The organism is Actinoplanes palleronii, assembly GCF_016862315.1.
In the GTDB taxonomy this organism is placed as follows: Bacteria; Actinomycetota; Actinomycetes; order Mycobacteriales; family Micromonosporaceae; genus Actinoplanes; species Actinoplanes palleronii.
The window spans coordinates 45,090-62,486 of sequence record NZ_BOMS01000037.1 but is presented as its reverse complement, the minus strand read 5'-3'; the positions used below and the strand labels follow the sequence as shown (position 1 = coordinate 62,486).

13 protein-coding genes are annotated in these 17,397 nt (G+C 70.0%); 3 read left to right on the top strand and 10 right to left on the bottom strand.

What is annotated here, in order from left to right:
• Positions 1 to 2,283: 2,283 nt before the first annotated feature.
• A complete protein-coding gene (locus Apa02nite_RS51010) occupies positions 2,284 to 3,354 on the top strand; it encodes a hypothetical protein (RefSeq protein ID WP_425548388.1) in 1,071 nt (356 codons plus the stop codon).
• Between the two features lie 422 nt (positions 3,355 to 3,776).
• On the opposite strand, the gene Apa02nite_RS13425 is transcribed toward Apa02nite_RS51010, so the two are convergent.
• Together Apa02nite_RS13425 and Apa02nite_RS13420 are read right to left on the bottom strand one after the other, a co-directional pair.
• Positions 3,777 to 4,730 carry a D-alanine--D-alanine ligase family protein gene (locus Apa02nite_RS13425; protein ID WP_239164295.1) on the bottom strand — a complete coding sequence of 318 codons (954 nt, stop codon included), beginning with the start codon at positions 4,728 to 4,730 and terminating at the stop codon, positions 3,777 to 3,779.
• 8 nt (positions 4,731 to 4,738) lie between these two features.
• Entirely contained in the window at positions 4,739 to 6,049 is a 1,311-nt protein-coding gene (locus tag Apa02nite_RS13420) for an aminotransferase-like domain-containing protein (protein ID WP_203825300.1), read from the bottom strand.
• A gap of 213 nt (positions 6,050 to 6,262) precedes the next feature.
• Between Apa02nite_RS13420 and Apa02nite_RS13415 the strand changes: the two genes are divergently transcribed.
• Positions 6,263 to 6,913: a GNAT family N-acetyltransferase gene (locus Apa02nite_RS13415; protein ID WP_067702034.1), complete on the top strand. Its 651-nt coding sequence runs from the start codon at positions 6,263 to 6,265 to the stop codon at positions 6,911 to 6,913.
• 73 nt (positions 6,914 to 6,986) lie between these two features.
• On the opposite strand, the gene Apa02nite_RS13410 is transcribed toward Apa02nite_RS13415, so the two are convergent.
• From Apa02nite_RS13410 to Apa02nite_RS13375, 8 genes are all read right to left on the bottom strand, one after another.
• Positions 6,987 to 8,138, bottom strand: a complete 1,152-nt coding sequence (locus Apa02nite_RS13410) for an N-acetylmuramoyl-L-alanine amidase (protein WP_203825299.1) — start codon at positions 8,136 to 8,138, stop codon at positions 6,987 to 6,989.
• Between the two features lie 113 nt (positions 8,139 to 8,251).
• On the bottom strand, positions 8,252 to 8,578 hold the full coding sequence (gene trxA, locus Apa02nite_RS13405) for a thioredoxin (protein WP_067702040.1): 327 nt from the start codon (positions 8,576 to 8,578) through the stop codon (positions 8,252 to 8,254).
• 17 nt (positions 8,579 to 8,595) lie between these two features.
• The gene (gene trxB / locus Apa02nite_RS13400; RefSeq protein ID WP_067702044.1) at positions 8,596 to 9,555 is read right to left on the bottom strand and encodes a thioredoxin-disulfide reductase; all 960 of its coding nucleotides are present in this window, start codon (positions 9,553 to 9,555) and stop codon (positions 8,596 to 8,598) included.
• Between the two features lie 127 nt (positions 9,556 to 9,682).
• A complete protein-coding gene (locus Apa02nite_RS13395; RefSeq protein ID WP_203825298.1) occupies positions 9,683 to 10,588 on the bottom strand; it encodes an RsmA family anti-sigma factor in 906 nt (301 codons plus the stop codon).
• A complete protein-coding gene (gene sigM / locus Apa02nite_RS13390) occupies positions 10,585 to 11,319 on the bottom strand; it encodes an RNA polymerase sigma factor SigM (protein ID WP_203825297.1) in 735 nt (244 codons plus the stop codon). Before sigM ends, Apa02nite_RS13395 begins: the two co-directional genes overlap by 4 nt.
• A gap of 91 nt (positions 11,320 to 11,410) precedes the next feature.
• On the bottom strand, positions 11,411 to 12,961 hold the full coding sequence (locus Apa02nite_RS13385) for a protein kinase family protein (RefSeq protein WP_067702053.1): 1,551 nt from the start codon (positions 12,959 to 12,961) through the stop codon (positions 11,411 to 11,413).
• Between the two features lie 209 nt (positions 12,962 to 13,170).
• Positions 13,171 to 14,937 carry a murein biosynthesis integral membrane protein MurJ gene (gene murJ, locus Apa02nite_RS13380; protein WP_203825296.1) on the bottom strand — a complete coding sequence of 589 codons (1,767 nt, stop codon included), beginning with the start codon at positions 14,935 to 14,937 and terminating at the stop codon, positions 13,171 to 13,173.
• A 49-nt stretch (positions 14,938 to 14,986) separates the two neighbouring features.
• Positions 14,987 to 15,865, bottom strand: a complete 879-nt coding sequence (locus tag Apa02nite_RS13375; protein WP_239164294.1) for a hypothetical protein — start codon at positions 15,863 to 15,865, stop codon at positions 14,987 to 14,989.
• A 91-nt stretch (positions 15,866 to 15,956) separates the two neighbouring features.
• Here Apa02nite_RS13375 and Apa02nite_RS13370 point away from each other — a divergent pair, with 91 nt between their 5' ends.
• Complete coding sequence (locus Apa02nite_RS13370; protein ID WP_203825295.1) at positions 15,957 to 17,387, top strand: CCA tRNA nucleotidyltransferase; 1,431 nt, start codon at positions 15,957 to 15,959, stop codon at positions 17,385 to 17,387.
• The last annotated feature ends 10 nt before the right edge of the window (positions 17,388 to 17,397 follow it).

The window sequence follows — 17,397 nt, the reverse complement described above, 5'->3', positions numbered from 1 at the left end:
GAGCCGAGCCGAGCCGAGCCGAGCCGAGCCGAGCCGAGCCAAGCCGAGCCAAGCCGAGCCGAGCCGAGGTCTGGGCTGAATAGGGGAAGAGCTCAGGACCGCTCGGGACCTGATTTGAGGAGCTGGGCTCAGCTGGGGTCGGTCGGGGCTTTGGTCAACCCGAGCCGAGGTTGAGCAGGGGGATGCCCGGCATGACCGAATTGGATCCGAGGTGGGGACGCCGCGGTACTGGCAACCGATTTATATGGGCCGGGAGCTGAGAGCAGGTGTCTCACGGATGCTTCTGGATCTCGACACGAACGTCGGCGGGGGACAGCGGCTTGTGCCGGCCGGCCCGAGGTCTTTGCCACTCCAGCTTCGGCCTTTGCCTGCTTCAAATTCGGCCCCGGAAACGCATCCAGGTCGCGCGCGAATCGGGCATAGGACTAGCCCTGATTCCTTGGCCTTCGCTCCGAGTGCGGTCGTCTGATGTTGGGCCGGCTGCCTTTGCTTCCTGGCGGGGCCACTCTTGGTGGCCAGGTTTCCGACCGACTGGTTGGTCGCCTGCAGCGCGGGCAGCCTCGGGGCGAGGGGGTGGCTGTCTGTGGAGAGGGGGAGTGCCGGCGACAGTGGATAGGAGGCGGGGCCCGCGAGCGGCGGTCTACCCGGGCGGTTCGATTCCGGCAGGCTGTTGAAGTTTGGGCTGTCTGACTTAGCCCGGTGTGCTGCGGGCTACTGGGCTGCAGGCTACTGAGAGGCTCCGTGCGCGGCGGGCCTACTGTGCCCGCCTGCAACGGCTTCGAACCGAACTGCGACGCCTGATACACCTGGGTGGGGCAACACGCTCGGCCCACGGCTGAGCTTCCCGGGTTGGGCTTCCTGGCCCGCCGGATTTCAGGGGCCGGCGTGGTGCCCTTCCTCGCCTGCACCTAGCGAGCCCGGTTGGCGCAGGCCTCCGCGCCTGGGTCCAAGCTGACCTTGAACTGAACGTGGTTCAGTACTGATTCTCGCGTGCTGGACCGGCCACGAGCGCCCGGCAGCGGTCAGCCAGACGCCTGGCAGCGGTCAGCCAGACGCCCGGCAGCGGGCTAGCCAGAAGTGTCGAAGGTTGCCGGTCCTATGAGGACCGTCGATGGGCCTGGTCCTCGAGCCCCAGACGCTGGGCTTCCCCCAGCTTCGAAACTGGCTGGGCCCACGCGCCCCGAAGAACGGCCCGGCCTGCCTCCTTGGAAGATTGGCCCGCCCGCGTTTGGAGGGTGAGTCGGCCCGCGCTTGGAGGGTGAGTCGGCCCGCGCTTGGAGGGTAAGCGTGCGGTCGGCGTCCAAGAGGTTGGGTCGACCTGGGCCCGGAGGTTGAGCCAGCGCCGAGCTTCTGCTGTTCAACCGACCCCGGGGCCCGGAGCCCCAGAGCCCGGACTTCGGGGGTCGGCCCTGTGCCCTGTGCCCTGTGCCCTGTGCCCTGTGCCCTGAGCCCCGAGCCCGGACTTCGGGGATCGGCCCTGAGTCCAAAGCAGGAGCCGACCCCAGGCTGGCCCGCGGCGCAGGGCCCGCACCGAGCTCCCGACGACGAGGCCAATAGCGAAAGACATTCAGGTCGGGCGTGGAAGGGCATGTGGGCGAGCCGCAAGCAACCTCTGAGCCCAGCCGTGAGCCCAGCCGCGAGCGCCCGGCCCTGCGTCGTTCTACCGCGGCTCCGAACACTGCCCCAGCCTCCCCGAGGCGCCGCGCACTAAGCCCCCGCTAAGCCCCGACCTCGGGCCCAGAGTGATGACCACCCGATACCCCGCCAGCCGCGAACACCGAACGCGAACCCGTGAACGCTGTGGGCCCAACCCCGCGAATCCCGCTGGTTTCACGTGAATCCGCCAGCCGGCGATCGCCTGGACCTGGCGCGGTCAGGCTCCGCCGAAACCACCTCCCACCGACCCCCGAACAGGCCCACCTCAAGGCCACATGCGCATGGGTGGACGCCACTATCCACAACCTGTGTGTGACGCCTGTTGAAGATGGGGAAGGACCCGTTTCACGTGAAACGATGCCGATGCGCTGCGCTTCGTCCACTGCGCTATCCACAGGGGGTGTAGGCGTTCTACGTCGAGTTTCACGTGAAACGGGAGTGCCTGTGGATAACTTCTGTGGATAACTTTGGGTCAAGTGTGTGGAGAGTCGCAGGCTCACTGTCGTCGACGTTTTGGGCCCGGAAAGTGTGCTGTGGACCCGGGTGCGCGGAGCCCCCCGCAGGGCGTCCACGATCGTGCGAAATTGGGTCGGGACAGCCCGTCCTGACCTGGGCTAAGGTCACGTCGTGCCCGAGAACCCCGCGCCTCTGCCCGACTTCACTCGCTGGCCGTCGTTTCCGTTCGAGGGCGACATGCGGGTCAAGAAGCTTGCGCCGCCGGTGGATGTCGAGCCGCCGCGGAGTGGTGAGGACGGGCTCGACTGTGTGGCCTGCGCTACACCCGACGACGCGTACATCTGGGTTTCCGAGCGGTGGCGGGTGCGGGCGATGGACCGCCCGACCGGCCTGCCGATGGTGTTGATCCTGGAGTGCCGGTCACACCTCGACATGGGTGACCTGCCCAACCTCCTGGCCGCCGAGCTCGGTGTGATGACGGTCCGGCTGGAACGCGCGATCCGTTCACTTGACGGCGTGGCGCGGGTGCACGTCAACCGGTGGGGCGATGGTTCGGCGCACCTGCACATGTGGTTCCTGGCGCGGCCCTACGGCCGGCTGCAGCTCCGCGGGACGTTCCTCTCGCTCTGGGACGACATCCTCCCCGTCATCCCCGAGCCCCAGTGGCGGGAAAATCTGGCACTCGTGGCCGCCTGGCTGGCCGATTTCGGCGGCCAAGCCAATGCGGAGCCCGCCCACATCCAGTGGGAGTCACCGTCGACTTTTGTGGTCCCGCCGACCGGCACGGAAGAAGACCGCGATGAGGCCCGTCGTCCGACGACGCTGGGCGACGTCCAGGCCGCTTCGCCTCCGGCGGATTCGTGGGTACGACACAGCGACGCACCCACGGCCGGCAGCCTGCCCGGCACAGCCGCCCCGGGGGACACCGCCCACGAGTTCTCCTCGCCGTCCGAAAGCGCCCCGGCATCCAGCCTCGTAGCGGATGCGGCAGCCCCAGGGTCGGGTTTCTTCGGAGGATCCCCCGATCCGGGGAACTCCAGCGTGGCGCCAACGAGCACGGTGACGCCAACGAGCAGCACCGACCCCATGGACGGCACCGATCCGGCGGCCACCAGCACCGCCTCAGACGGAAAAGACCACACTGTGCAGACGGCTGAAGGCCGCCCCGGCTACGTCGGCACCGGAGTGCTCAGCACAGGTGCGGGCAGCGCCGCAGCCGGCTCCGGAAGCACCGACCTGTAGCCCGAACCCGTCGCACCCCGAAGCCGATACAACGCGTCGGGCGCCCGAGAACCCCCTCCGGCGGCCGCGCCGTTTCACGTGAAACGAAACGGCAAACCCGCAACCGGCCCGCCCGACACGGCACGGCACGAGCAAGCGACCCGAGCACCAGCAAGCCGCGCGCGCGAGCAAACCACGCACGAGCAATTGGGCACGAGCAACCGGGCACCAGTTAACCGGCCACGAGCAACCCGCGCACGAGCAGAGCAGACCGACTCAAACAAGCCGACTCAAAACAACCCGACTCAAATGAGCCAGCTCAAGCGAGCCGTTCGACCCACCGGCACACCGCCCCCGGCCCCCAGCGCCGCCCGCGATCAGAAGAAGCGCAAAACAAAAGGGCACGGATCCCGAAGAATCCGTGCCCCAAGCCAAACCCGCTCCTACCGAGCCACCGCCCGCTCCACCAACGCCCCCAGCACCGCCCCGAGATCCACCCCAGCGGCCTGCACCGCCAACGGCAGCAACGACGTCTCCGTCATCCCCGGTGACACGTTGCACCCGAGCACCTGTGGCTCCCCGTCCTCCGCCACGATCACGTCGATCCGCGACAGGTCCCGCAGCCCCAGAGCCCGATACGCCGCCAACGCCGTCGCAGTCACCTTCGAGGCCACCGCATCCTCCAGGCGAGCCGGCACGTGCCACGTGGTCAGACCAGCCGTATACCGAGCCGCGTAGTCATACACGCCGTCCCGCGGGACGATCTCCACGATCGGCAGCGCTTCCGGCCCCGTCCCCAGGTCGATGATCGAGACGGCCAGGCGGGTGCCCGCGACGTACTGCTCGACCAGGGCCGTGGAGTCGTACGCGAAGCAACCCACCATCGCGGCCGGGAGATCCGCGGCCTCCTGGACCACGGCGGCGCCCAGCCCCGACCCGCCCTGCGCGGGCTTGACCATCAGCGGCAGGCCGAGCCGCGACACGATCCGGTCCAGCACCGCCACCGCGCCCAGCTCGGAGAACCGGTCGTGCGGCAGCGCCACCCAGTCCGGAGTCGGGATGCCGGCCTCGCGCAGCCGGGACTTGGCGGACGGCTTGTCCCAGGCCATCCGGGCGGTCCGCGCGTCGGCGCCGACGTACGGCACGCCGCACAGGTCGAGCACCCCGCGCAGCGAACCGTCCTCACCCGTCGCCCCGTGCAGAGCGATCACCACCGCGTTCGGCGGGTCCGCCTGCAGCGCGGGCAGCAGTGCAACGTCGGCGTCATGCAGTTCGGCGGTCATGCCGGTGGACCGGAGAGCGTCCAACACACGGCGGCCGGACCGCAGGGAGACGTCTCGTTCGTACGAAAGTCCGCCCGCCAGCACCAGCACTCGCAACTCGTCACGCGTACCCATGTGGTTGATCATGCCAAGTCGGGGCCGGGAGTGTCGCCGGCGGCCGGACCACGGCGGCGCTGGGACGAGATGGCGGCGGAGCCGCCGAAGACAGCGCGCATGGCGAGATCCTGTTCCATCACCCCGGCCAGCCGCCGCACGCCCTCACGCAGCCGGTCCGGCGCGGAGAACGAGAAGTTGAGGCGCATGTTGCCCCGCCCGGTCCCGTCGGCGTAGAAGCCCGTTCCCGGCACGTAGGCGACCCGCGCCGCGATGGCCCGCGGCATCATCGCCTTGGAGTCCAGCCCCTCGGGCAGGGTGGCCCAGACGAACAGGCCACCGGCCGGCCGGGTCCACGTGGTGCCGGCCGGCATCAGGTCGGTCAGCGCGCTCAGCAGGGCGTCCCGGCGCTCGCGGTAGACCTCGCGGTAGACCTTGATCTGCTCCTGCCACGGCATCGTCGTCAGGTACTGGGTGACCGCGCCCTGCGCGAACGCGCTCGGGCACAGGATGTTGGCTTCGCTCGCCATCACGAGCTTTTCCCGTACGGCGTGCGGCGCCAGGATCCAGCCGACCCGCAGCCCCGGCGCGAAGGTCTTGGAGAACGTGCTGCAGTAGAACACCCCGTCCCGGCGCCGGGCTCGCAGCGGCAGCGGGGCCTCGCCCTCGAAGGACAACATTCCGTACGGGTCGTCCTCGACCACCAGCAGCCCGGCCCGCTCGCAGATGTCCAGCACCCGCTCGCGACGCTCCTCGGACAGCGTGACGCCGGCCGGGTTCTGGTACGTCGGGATCGTGTAAAGGAACTTCACACGGCGTCCAGCGAGCGCCAGCGACGCGATCGCCTCCTCGAGTGCCTCCGGGATCAGGCCGTCCGCGTCCATGGCCACGTGGTGCACCTGTGCCTGGGCAGCCTGGAAAACGCCGAGTGCGCCGACGTAGGTCGGCCCCTCGGCGAGCACCACGTCACCCGGGTCCAGGAACAGCCGGGCCAGCAGATCGATGGCCTGCTGCCCGCCCACCGTGACGACCACGTCGTCGGGGGAGGCATTGGTGATGCCGGAGAGGGCCATCACCTCGCAGATGCGCTCACGGAGCTCGACGGTGCCCTGGCCGATGCCGTACTGGAGGCTCGTGGTGCCCTGCTGGGCGGCGAGCTTCTGCATCATCTCGCCGACCGCGTCCAGTGGCAGCGCGGCGATGTACGGCGACCCGCCGGCCAGCGACACCACCTCGGGGCGGCTGGCGACGGCGAACAGGGCCCGGATCTCGGACGTGGTCATCCCGCTCACCCGGCGCGCGTACCGATCGGTGTAATCGTCCTGGGTAGTACCGGTCATTCGGCTCTCACCTCACTACGAAACGGCTGATCTCTGCGACCAGCTCGGGACCAGCCTAAACGGCGCGGACATCGGCGGAACCCGTCCGTACGGGTCAGCTGTTGTCCGACCTGCTCCCGTTCATGGGGGTTGCGACGTACGATTTCCCAGGGCGCGGACGAGCGACCGTGCTTACCCACCGGTCCGCTCCGAGTCCAGCGCAAGGGGTTCGCCATGTCGCGCCGCCTGGTCAATCTCACCCTCGACACCCTCGAGGACCTCCCTCGCCCGTGCCGCCAGTGTGTCTACTGGGAGCTTGATCCGGTCTCCGCCGAGCGCGCCTGCGCCAGCGGTGACCCGGGTCTGGACAAGGAGGCCTGGGTGTCACAGACCCTCCTGGAGTGGGGTTCCTGCGGCAAGCTGGTCTACGTCGACGGCATGCCGGCCGGGTTCGTGATGTTCGCCCCGCCGGCCTACGTCCCCCGGTCGATGGCGTTCCCCACCTCACCGGTCAGCGCCGACGCCGCGATTCTGACCACGGCCAAGGTGGTGCCCGCGTTCGCCGGTGGCGGCCTGGGCCGGATGCTGGTGCAGGGCGTGGCCCGCGACCTGACGAAGCGCGGTGTGAAGGCGATCGAGGCGTTCGGTGATGCCAAACCCGACGAGGACTCCGAGGGTGGCTGTGTCGCCCCGGTCGACTTCTTCCTGTCGGTGGGCTTCAAGACCGTCCGGCCGCACCCGCGCTATCCGCGACTGCGGCTCGAGCTGCGCACCGCGCTGTCCTGGAAGTCGGACGTGGAATACGCGCTGGAGAAGCTCCTCGGCTCGATGAGCCCGGAGAAGCTCCTCCGCCCGATGCCCGCGACCAGCTCGATGGAGAACTGAGCGGGCAGTTCGAAGCCGCGCCGCCCAAGAGTTCGAAACCGCGCCGCCTGAGAGGCTGCCCGAGAGCCGAAGATCAGGCCCGCTCGGCCAGCGCCATCCGGAGCTGCCGCACGTCGATCGACCCGGTCGGCACGTCCCGCTCGACCGGGAAGTACATCCGCTGCACCGCGGCCAGGATCGCCTCGACGATCTGCTCCCGGAACAACGGGTTGATCAGCCGCTCGCGGTCGGCCGGCGAGGTCAGGTAACCGAGGTCGACCCGGACCGTCGGCATCCGGGTCAGCCGCAGCAGCTCCCAGGTCTTGGCGTGGGTGCGGCAGTCGTGCATGCCGGTGCGCACCACGATCTCGCGCTGCACCAGCGCCGCCAGCCGCTCGCCGACCGTGCTGCTCAGCCCGTTGCCGGTGCCGTAGTGGTACGTCGCCACACCCTCGGCGGCGTCGGTCGGGTGCCCGTCCAGGTGCAGCGAGATCAGCAGGTCGGCGCCGAGGCTGTTGGCCAGGGCGGCGCGGTCGGCGCCGCTCATCGGCGCGGCCGGCTGCGGGCCGCGGGTCAGGTGCACCCGCATGCCGGCCGCGGCCAGCCGGCCCTCCAGCCGGGCGGCCAGGTCGAACACCAGGTCGGCCTCGGTCCAGCGCAGCGGCCCGTCGGGCACCACCACACCGGTGTCGTCACCGCCGCCGTGGCCGGGATCGATCACGATGGTCTTGCCCACCAGGTTCGGACCGGACTGCCGGAACGCCTCGGCCTCACGCAGCCACTGCGGGCGGCCACCGACCACCTTGCGGCCCAGCCGGCGCAGCGCCTTCATGGTCTGCGGACCATAGGACCCGTCCGGCGCCAGGCCGACCTCACGCTGGAACTGGGCGAGCGCGCGAGCGGTCCGGGCGCCATAGATGGAGTCGGCGCGGCCGGTGTCGTAGCCCATCTCCAGCAGACGCTCCTGCAGGGCGTGGACATCCTCACCGACCAGTGCGTCCGGCACCGAGTGGAAGAGGGCACGGGAGCCGAGCCGCCAGCGGGCGCCGTCCAGCGCCCCCCAGGTCTCGTCGCCGACCATGCCGTCCACGCCGAGCCCACGGCTCTGCTGGAAGGCACGGACCGCGTTCTCCACGGCTTCGTCGAAGAGGTCCGGCTCGCGGTCGGCGAGCAACTCCAGACCGGCCAGAATTGACCGGATCTCGGAAACGGCAGGACCGGTGTCTCCGCGTCGAATGGACCGCACTCACGACTCCCTGGGGGCGAGAAAGGGACGACCTCCCGGAGCGTACTCCGGCGGACAAACAGAGCCCCGCGTCCCGGTGGGGACGCGGGGCCTGCGAAAGACGACGAAAACGATCAGAGCGCGGACTCGATGAAGTTGACCAGGAAGCTCTTGGGCTTGGCGCCGGCCACCGAGTTGACCCGCTCGCCGTCCTTGAAGATGGTCAGGGTGGGCACGGACATCACCTGGTAGGCGAGCGCGGTCTGCGGGTTCTCGTCAATGTTGACCTTGACGATTTCCACCTGCTCACCCAGTTCGGAGTTGGCGATCTCGGCCAGCAGCGGGTCGACCTTCTTGCACGGCACGCACCACTCGGCCCAGAAATCCACCAGCACCGGCTTCTTGGACTGCAGCACGTCACTGGCGAAGGTGGCGTCGGTGACCACCTTGGTTGCTCCCACGACAGGTCCTCCCGGTCTTACAGCTCGACGAATGAAGCGATGAAGCGCTCGGCGTCCAGCGCCGCGGCACAACCGGTGCCGGAAGCGGTGATGGCCTGCCGGTAGGTGTGGTCGACCAGGTCACCGGCGGCGAACACGCCGGAGAGGTTGGTCCGGGTGCTGGGCGACTGCACCTTCACGTAGCCCTCGTCGTCCAGCTCGACCTGGCCCTTGAAGAGCTCGCTGCGCGGGTCGTGGCCGATTGCCACGAACACGCCGGTCACGTCGAGAACCTTGGTTTCCCCAGAAACCACGTTCTTCAATCGGACGCCGACGACCTTGCCGTCGTCGCCGAGGACCTCCTCGACGACCGAGTTCCACTCGACCTTGATCTTCTCGTTGTCGAGCGCGCGCTTCTGCATGACCTTGCTGGCCCGGAACGAGTCCCGCCGGTGCACGATCGTCACGGTCTCGGCGAACCGGGTGAGGAACGTGGCCTCCTCCATGGCCGAGTCGCCGCCGCCGACCACCACGATGTGCTGGTTGCGGAAGAAGAAGCCGTCACAGGTGGCACACGCCGACACGCCGTGGCCGAGCAGCTCCTGCTCACCGGGCACGCCGATCGGGCGCCACGCGGAACCGGTCGACAGGATCACGGCGCGGGCGAAGTACTGCTGGTCGCCGACCCAGACCGTCTTGAGGCCCTCGGTGCCGGCCTCGGTCGGCTTGTCGGACAGCTCGACGCGGGTGACGTCGTCGGTGATGAACTCGGCGCCGAACTTCTCGGCCTGCGCCCGCATGTTGTCCATGAGCTCCGGGCCCATGATCCCGTCCCGGTGGCCGGGGAAGTTCTCCACCTCGGTGGTCGTCATCAGCGCACCGCCGGACTGCACGCCCTCGATCACCAGGGGCTTCAGCTCGGCACGAGCGGCATAGAGCGCCGCCGTGTAGCCGGACGGCCCCGAACCGATGATGATCAGATTGCGGACCTCGTCCACTGCCGACTCCTCAAGTCTGTTTGCACGCCGGTTGGGCACGGCGACGTCGCACGCTAGAACGTCATGCTAGGCATTCACCATTCCCCCCGGTCCGGCTCGTGTCCGACCTCACGCCAGGGGGCGTCCGTCAGCGTACCGGGACTTGGCCGAGGGTGTCCGCGCCGACACCGGGCAATCCGCAGTCGGCGCCGCTCGCCCAGACCCACTCGCCGTTGTCCGCGCTGAACTGCACCACGAGGGCCGGCGCGCCGTCGAACCGGGCGTAATCCACCGAGTGGGCGGTCAGGGTGCCACCGCTGTTCTCCTGGGCGATCGCGCTGAGGCAGTTCAGCAGCGCGGCCGGCAGTCGCAGCCGGGCCAGCACGTCCAGCTCCTGGACACCGGCGATGTCCGGGGAGACCTGCGGGACATCCGCGGAGGCGCTCAGCGGGGCGTCAGCGGTGCGTTTCAGGCTCTGGGTCAGGGTGCCCAGGGTGTAGTCGGTGCCGCTGTCCAGCGTCGTCTCCGGGGTCCCGGCCACCATCACGCCACCGGCCGCGGGTGCCGCTGCCGAGTCGGCTGAGCCGCTGTCGTCGTTCGCGCTCCGCGGGGCGGTCAGGGCGTACCCGAAAAAGCCGATCGCGCCCGCGGCGATGCCGATCGGCGCGGCGAAGCGCAACCAGCGGCGGTCGCCGCGCCTACGGCGGTGTTTTTCAAGATCCAAAACCGTTTTGGGTACGTCCGGAGCGGTCCCGACGTGCTCGCCGCCGTCGTCCGGCGCGATGCCGAGAGCGGTTCCGGACGGGGCCAGAGCGGCGAACGCGGAGTCCAGCCTGGCCACGACGTCGTCCGGCATCGGCTCGCCCGGCAGGTCGCCGAGCAGCGCGCCGACCGTGGCCATCTCCGGCGCGAGCAGCGAAAACGCCTCCTGCCAGGCGGGCTCGGCGGCGATCAGGGCGGCCACCCGATCGGCCTCGGGGGTGCCGTCCAGCGCGCCGCCGATGTAGTCGGCCAGCAGGTCGATGTCGATCCCGTGGAACTCGGCGCCGGTCACCGTTGTTCCCTCCGTTCACGCCCGGTCGGCAGCGGCGTGACCGCGCGCGACCTGGATGAGACGTCGCCGCCGTCGCTCCGGTTCCCACCGTGCCCGGGGTCACTCGGCGCGCCGGTGACCTCGCCGCGCACGTCCCGCAGGGCGAGGGCCATCCGGGCCCGGCCACGCGCGCAGCGGCTCTTCACGGTGCCCTCGGCGATACCGAGCATCTCGGCCGCCTCGGCCACCGGATACCCCTGCACGTCGACCAGCACGATCGCGGACCGCTGCTCGACCGGCAGCGCCGCGAGGGCGTCCCGGACCAGCAGCACGGTGTCCTGATCCGGTGCGGGAGCGGCCGGCTCCGGACCGGACGACCGGTCGTCGTCGAACCGGGAGCCGTCCGGCAGCGGCACGGTCGGGTGCGCCTGCCGCCGGCGGATCCGGTCCAGGCACGCGTTCACCACGATCCGGTGCAGCCAGGTGGTGACCGCCGAGTCGCCGCGGAACTTCGCCGCCGCGCGGTGCGCCGACAGCAGCGCGTCCTGCACCGCGTCGGCGGCCTCCTCGCGGTCCCCGATGGTGCGCAGCGCGACCGCCCAGAGCCGGTCCCGATGCCGCCGGACCAGCTCGTTGAACGCCTGCGGATCACCCTCGACGTGGGCACGCACCAGCTCGGCGTCGCTCGGCACATCCGCGCCGGTCCCGCCGGGCGGTACGTCCCGGAAAGTCACGCCAGCAATGTATGCCATGCGGGCGCGGCCCGTGGTGGTCAGGCCTGGGCCAAGAAAACAGGGCCGCCCTTGTCGCCGGGCGGCCCTGTTCTTCTTTCTGGCTGGTGTCTCAGTACCCGTACAGCTCGATCTCGTTGACGTTGACCTTGAAGCCCTGGCCGTCCTCGTTCGGCGGCAGCTTGGTCAGGAAGACCAGCACGTACTGGTACTGCTTGTCCGGGTCGAAACCGGACAGGTTCACCTTGGTGCCCGGGTTCGCCTCGGTGTCGGCGTCGCTGAGCTTGGTGTAGGTCTTGACGATCTGCTTGTCGCCGTTGGAGGTGTCACCGGGGTCGGTGGTGCCGGTCCGGATGTCGATGGCCGCGCCGGGGGTGGAGACGTCGACGCTGACCGAGGCGAGCGTGCGGGCCTTGGGCAGGTGGATCAGCACGCCCATGCCGTCCTTCAGGCCGCCGAAGTTCGGCTGCTTGTAGTACGACATCTCCCAGGCGGTGTTCTTGTCGCCGTCGACCACGTACTGCGACTTGCCGGTGTCGCCACGGCCGCCCTTCGGCGGGTCGACGATCCGGACCATGTCCGCGGTCAGCGGGATCTTGACCGGGTCGCCCTGCGGAGCGGCGGACGGGTCGCCGTCCGCGCCGGGCTGGGCACCCGCGTCGGTGCCCGCGGGCGTGGAGGCCGAGGCCGTCGGCTTGCTGGAGTTGTTGATCGCGTTGATGCCGAAGACCAGGCCGATGATGGCGATGACGACCAGGGCGCCGACGCCGATCAGGATCTTCCGCGCGCTGCGGGTCGGCTCGGCGGAACCGCCGCCGCCCTGCACGAAGCGGAGCGGGCCGACGTCCTCGAACTCCTCGTCCTCGGTGGCCGAGTCGAGCCGGCCGAGCTCGGAGGTGAGCGCCTCGGCGGCCGGCGGAGCGACCCGCCGGTCCAGCAGGTCCATCGTCAGGTCGTCGAGATAGGCCGGAACACCGGCCCGGACCTGCCGCGGGGCAGCCGGGTTGCCGGCGCTGTCGCGGGTCGCGTCCGGCAGCGCGGAGCTGCCGACCTCGGCGTGCGGCCAGCGGCCGGTGAGCGCGAAATACAGGATGCCGCCGACCGCGCGGATGTCCGCCTCGACACTGTCCGCCTCATCGGCGCGCGCGTCGGCCAGGACCACCCGGCCGTCGTCGCCGATCAGCGTGGTGCCGGGGTGCACGTTGCCGTGGATCATGCCGGTGGCGTGCACCGACGTCAGGGCGTCGGCGACCGAGCGGGCGATGGTGATCGCCCGCGACGGGTCCAGCGGGCCCTCGGCGGCGATCAGGTCACGCAGCGACTCGCCGTCGACCCACTCGCGAACCACATACGCCCGCTGTTGCTCGTCGATCGCGTCGTAGACGCCGACCAGATTGGGGTGGAGCACCCGGCTCGCCGCGACCGCGGCCTGGAGCATTTCGGCAGCGGAATCGCCGCCCGGGTGCCGGAGCACGACCGCGACCGGCCGGCGCAGCACAACGTCGATCCCGCGCCAGACCTGACGGCCCGCGCTGTCGTTGTTGACGTGCTGCTCGAGCTGGTAACGCTCGGCCAGGATCTCGCCGGCGCTGGGGGCACCGAAGGTCAAGACCGGTCCGGCCTCGTCGGCCGCGGTCTCGTGGCCTTCGCCGACCTGGGTCACCAGTCCTCCCTAGGTGGTGCATGTATTGGTGCTCAGGACAAGGTGCTCCCGAGCACATGCCGAGAACGACCATACCCGTACGGAGCCATGGTCCGGCAGGTCGTCCCCCCGGCGCGGCATGGGCGCGGCCCCGTACGAACGGGTGGTTTTTCGGGCAGTGCAGCGGAAGAGGCCCTGTTCAGGGCGGGTCTGGTGGATCTCGGGGTGATTCAGCGGCCGATCTTGCGACGGACCATGCCGACGACCTGGGTGATCTCGCGAACCCGCAGCAGGTACGCCGCGGCCAGGTAGGTGATCAGGATGACCGCGCCGGTCGGGATGAGCTGGATCAGTGCCTGGACCCGGCCGTCGGGCGCGCCGGAGCCGGGCAGGAAGTGCAGGACGAGCAGTCCCAGGGCGGCCGCGATACCGGCCGCGATTGCGACCCGGATCAGCGCGGAGACGACCGTGCCGAGGTTCAGCCGGCCGATCCGGCGGCGCAGCACGGCCAGCGAGATCAACGCCGAGACCAGGTAGGAGATCCCGTTGGCCGCGGTCATGCCGGCCGCCAGCAGGGCCGGCTTGAGCACCTCGGCGAGGACGAGGTAGGCGCCGATCCGGACCGCGACCACCGGCAGGTTGATCAGCGCGACGGTCTTGTTGCCCTGCAGCGAGTAGAACGCGTAGGTGCAGAGGTAGCTGAGCGAGAGCGGGAGCACGGCGAACGCGGCCACGGTCAGTACCGTGCCGGTGGCCAGCGCGTTGGCGTTGGTGAACCGGGCGCCCTGGAACAGGAAGACCGCGATCGGAGCGCCCAGCACCGCGTAGATCACCACGATCGGGGCGAGGGCGGCGGAGGTGAGCTTGATGCCACGATTCAGGTCCGCGCTGACCTCGTCGTACCGTCCCTCGGCGGCGGCCGCGCTCATCTTGGGCAGCAGGGCGGTCATCACCGACACGCCGATGATGCCGTGCGCCATCATGATCAGCAGGAAGACGTTGTTGTAGACCAGCGTGCTGGGGTTGTTGTCGCCGGCCGTTTTGGTGAGGACCCGGACCACCAGGAAGACGGCGAGCTGGTTGGCGCCGGCGTAGCAGAGCATCCAGCCGGCCAGCTGGCCGATCTCGCGCAGGCCGAGCGAGCGCGGCGCCCAGTTCCACCTGAACTGGAAGCCGACCTTGCGCAGCGCCGGGAGCAGGCCGAGCGCCTGGACCACCATGCCGAGCAGGGTGCCGCCGCCGATCAGCGCGATCTGCGTCGCGGTGATGTTCTTCGGGGTCAGCTCGCCGCTACTGCCGTAGGCCAGGATGAAGACACCGCAGGTGGCGATCACCACGAGGTTGTTCAGGATCGGCGCCCACGTCGGCGCGGCGAAGTGCCCGCGGACGTTGAGCACCGCACCGATCAGCCCGGACAGGCCGGTGAAGAAGATGATCGGCAGGATCAGGTAGGCGAGCTGGGTGACCAGGCGGGTGGAGTCCGGGTCGGCGTCGTCACTGGACTGGATCGCGGTGATCAGCGGGGCGGCGACGACCACCAGCACGGTCGCGATGCCCAGCGACACCACGGCGAAGGTCAGCAGTCGCTGGGTGAACGCCTGGCCGCCGTCCGGATCCTCCTTGCGGCGGCGGACCAGCAGCGGGATCAGGACACTGGAGAGGATCCCGCCGAGCAGCAGCTCGTAGATCTGGTTCGGCAGGAACTGCGCGTTCGTGTAGGCGTTGCCGACCAGGCCGCCCAGGGTCATGGTGAGCAGGGCGGTCCGGACGAAGCCGATCACTCGGCTGACCATGCTGCCGATCGCCATGATCGCGCTCTGGCCGGCCGTGCTCTTGCCGCCGCTGTCGTCGCTCGCGGGCGGGACGTTCTCCGGCGGCAGGGCTTGATCGCCGCTGGCCGTGGCGGACTGTTCATCGACGGAGACGACCGTGACGCCCTGTTCCGGGCGCGGGTAACCGTCCGCCGCGTGGTTACTGCGGTACAGGCCGCCGCTCACCCTTGCCTCCAGAGCCGTACCGATGTTGGAGCCACCATAGAAGAAAACGTCACACGTGGTGACGCAGGAGGGTGCCCGGTTCGGCCCCGGCCAGGGTTTCCACCATCCAACATGCCTCCAGCGCCACCAGGGGCTCACTCAGCGCGTCCAGGACGGTGGGGTGGTCGCACCCGGCCTCGGTCAGCGCGCCGAGCAGAGCACGCACCGGAGTCAGGTCACCGGTCTCGGTGATCTGCCGGGCCAGCGGGCGGGTCAGGGTGTACCAGTCCCGCCGGGGCAGGGCGTCCAGATGGGCGGTGGCACGTCGTACCAAATCTGCCAGGTCCTCGTGCGGGAACCGCTTGCCCGCGCGGACCTGGTCCACCGCCTGCGTCGGGTCGCTCAGTGCCGCGATAGCGGCCTCGTCCAGCACCTGCGGTGAGGGCGCCGGCGGCACCGGCCACCAGCGGTCCTCGCGGAAGAGCGGCAGCGGGTCCTGCTCCGGACCGGAGGGCGGGGGCGGCGGCACCGGGCGGCGCAACGACCGGTACGCCGCCTCGCGGATCCCGGCCACCGACGGCACGTCGTCGTCGGCGGTCGCCGGGGCGAACGGCGACAGCAGCGCGGTCACCAGCCCCGGGTGCGGCAGGGTCGGGTCGGCCAAGGCGATCACCCGGGCGCACGTCTCCAGCTCCCACCAGCGCAGCGCGGCCGGGTACGGACCGCCGGCCGGAGCCCAGCCCAGCTGGATCGGCTCGCTGGACGACGGCCGGCGCAGGCCGAGCGTGCGCTCGCCGGAGGGCAGCTCGATCTCGAGGATGAGGGCGTAGCCGTCCAGCACCGGGAAGGACACTCGGAGCAGGTCGGGGAGGAGTTCGGTGTCGCTGATCTCGCCCGTCCAGAACCCGGCGTCCAGGCTCAGTCGGCGCAGCGCCTCGGGAACTGGCACGTTCCCATCCTGCCCGGCGGCGTCGCCGGCCGCCATCGGGCGGAGACCCACCGCCCGAATCGGGACCGATGGCCGATATCCTGGTCATCCCATGTCTTTGTTGAACGATGCCCAGCAGAACGCGGTAGCCGAGTTGCTCCGCGTGTCACCCGTCGCCGACGAGCTGGGGCGCCGCTTCGGCGCCGCCGGCCATGAGTTACACCTGGTGGGTGGCTCCGTCCGCGACGCGCTGCTCGGTCGCCTCGGCGACGACCTGGACTTTTGTACGGATGCCCGCCCCGAGCAGACGCTCACCCTGGTGCACGGCTGGGCCGACGCGATCTGGGAGACCGGTCGCGAGTTCGGCACGATCGGCATCCAGAAGAACGGCCTGCGGATCGAGATCACCACGTTCCGCGCCGAGGCGTACGACGGGGTGACCCGCAACCCGGTGGTGTCCTACGGCACATCGCTGCTCGACGACCTGTCGCGGCGGGACTTCACCATCAACGCGATGGCGGTGTCGCTGCCCGGCCACGAGTTCACCGACCCGTTCGGCGGGGTGCAGGACCTGGCCGCGAAGGTGATCCGGACGCCGGCCACCCCGCAGGCGTCGTTCGGCGATGATCCACTTCGGATGCTGCGTGCCGCCCGTTTCGCGGCGAAACTGCAGTTCACTGTGGATGAGTCGGTCATCTCGGCGATGCGGGACATGGCGGCTGATCTGGACCGGATCACCGCGGAGCGCATCCGGGACGAGTTCACCAAGCTGATCTGCAGCGCCGACCCGCTCGCCGGGCTGCGGCTGCTCGTCGACACCGGGCTGGCCGACCGCTTCCTGCCCGAGCTCTCCGGGCTGAAGCTGGAGATCGACGAGCACGCCCAGCACAAGGACGTCTACGAGCACACGCTGATCGTGGTGACCAACGCGATGCGGCTCGAGGGCGACGACTCGCCCGACTTCGTGCTGCGGATGGCCGCGCTGATGCACGACGTCGGCAAGCCGGCCACCAAGGCGGTCGGCCGGGACAGCCGGGTCAGCTTCCACCACCACGAGGTGGTCGGTGCCCGGCTCACCAAGCAGCGGATGAAAGCGATGAAGTACCCGAAGGACGTCACCTCCGACGTGGTCGGGCTGGTCGCGCTGCACCTGCGCTTCTACGGGTACGGCCGGGGCGAGTGGACCGACTCGGCGGTGCGCCGCTACGTCACCGACGCCGGCCCGCTGCTGTCCCGCCTGCACAAGCTGACCCGTTCCGACGTCACCACCCGCAACCGGCGCAAGGCGTCCGCGCTGGCCGCCGACTACGACGCGCTCGAGGACCGGATCGCCCGGATCGAGGCCGAGGAGGACCTGGCCAAGGTCCGCCCCGACCTGGACGGCAACGCGATCATGGAGCTGCTCGGGGTGCCGCCGGGCCCGATCGTGGGGCAGGCCTGGCGATACCTGAAGGAGCTCCGGCTCGACCGGGGGCCGCTGGATCACGACGAGGCCGAGACGGAGCTCCTCAAGTGGGCCCGCGAGCAGGGCCACATTTCTTGACGCCTTTTGA

Coding starts and splice junctions, on each gene's coding strand:
- Apa02nite_RS13425 (WP_239164295.1), bottom strand. CDS start 4,730: ATGGGTACGCGTGACGAGTTGCGAGTGCTGGTGCTGGCGGGCGGACTT.
- Apa02nite_RS13420 (WP_203825300.1), bottom strand. CDS start 6,049: ATGACCGGTACTACCCAGGACGATTACACCGATCGGTACGCGCGCCGG.
- Apa02nite_RS13415 (WP_067702034.1), top strand. CDS start 6,263: ATGTCGCGCCGCCTGGTCAATCTCACCCTCGACACCCTCGAGGACCTC.
- sigM (WP_203825297.1), bottom strand. CDS start 11,319: ATGGCATACATTGCTGGCGTGACTTTCCGGGACGTACCGCCCGGCGGG.
- Apa02nite_RS13370 (WP_203825295.1), top strand. CDS start 15,957: ATGTCTTTGTTGAACGATGCCCAGCAGAACGCGGTAGCCGAGTTGCTC.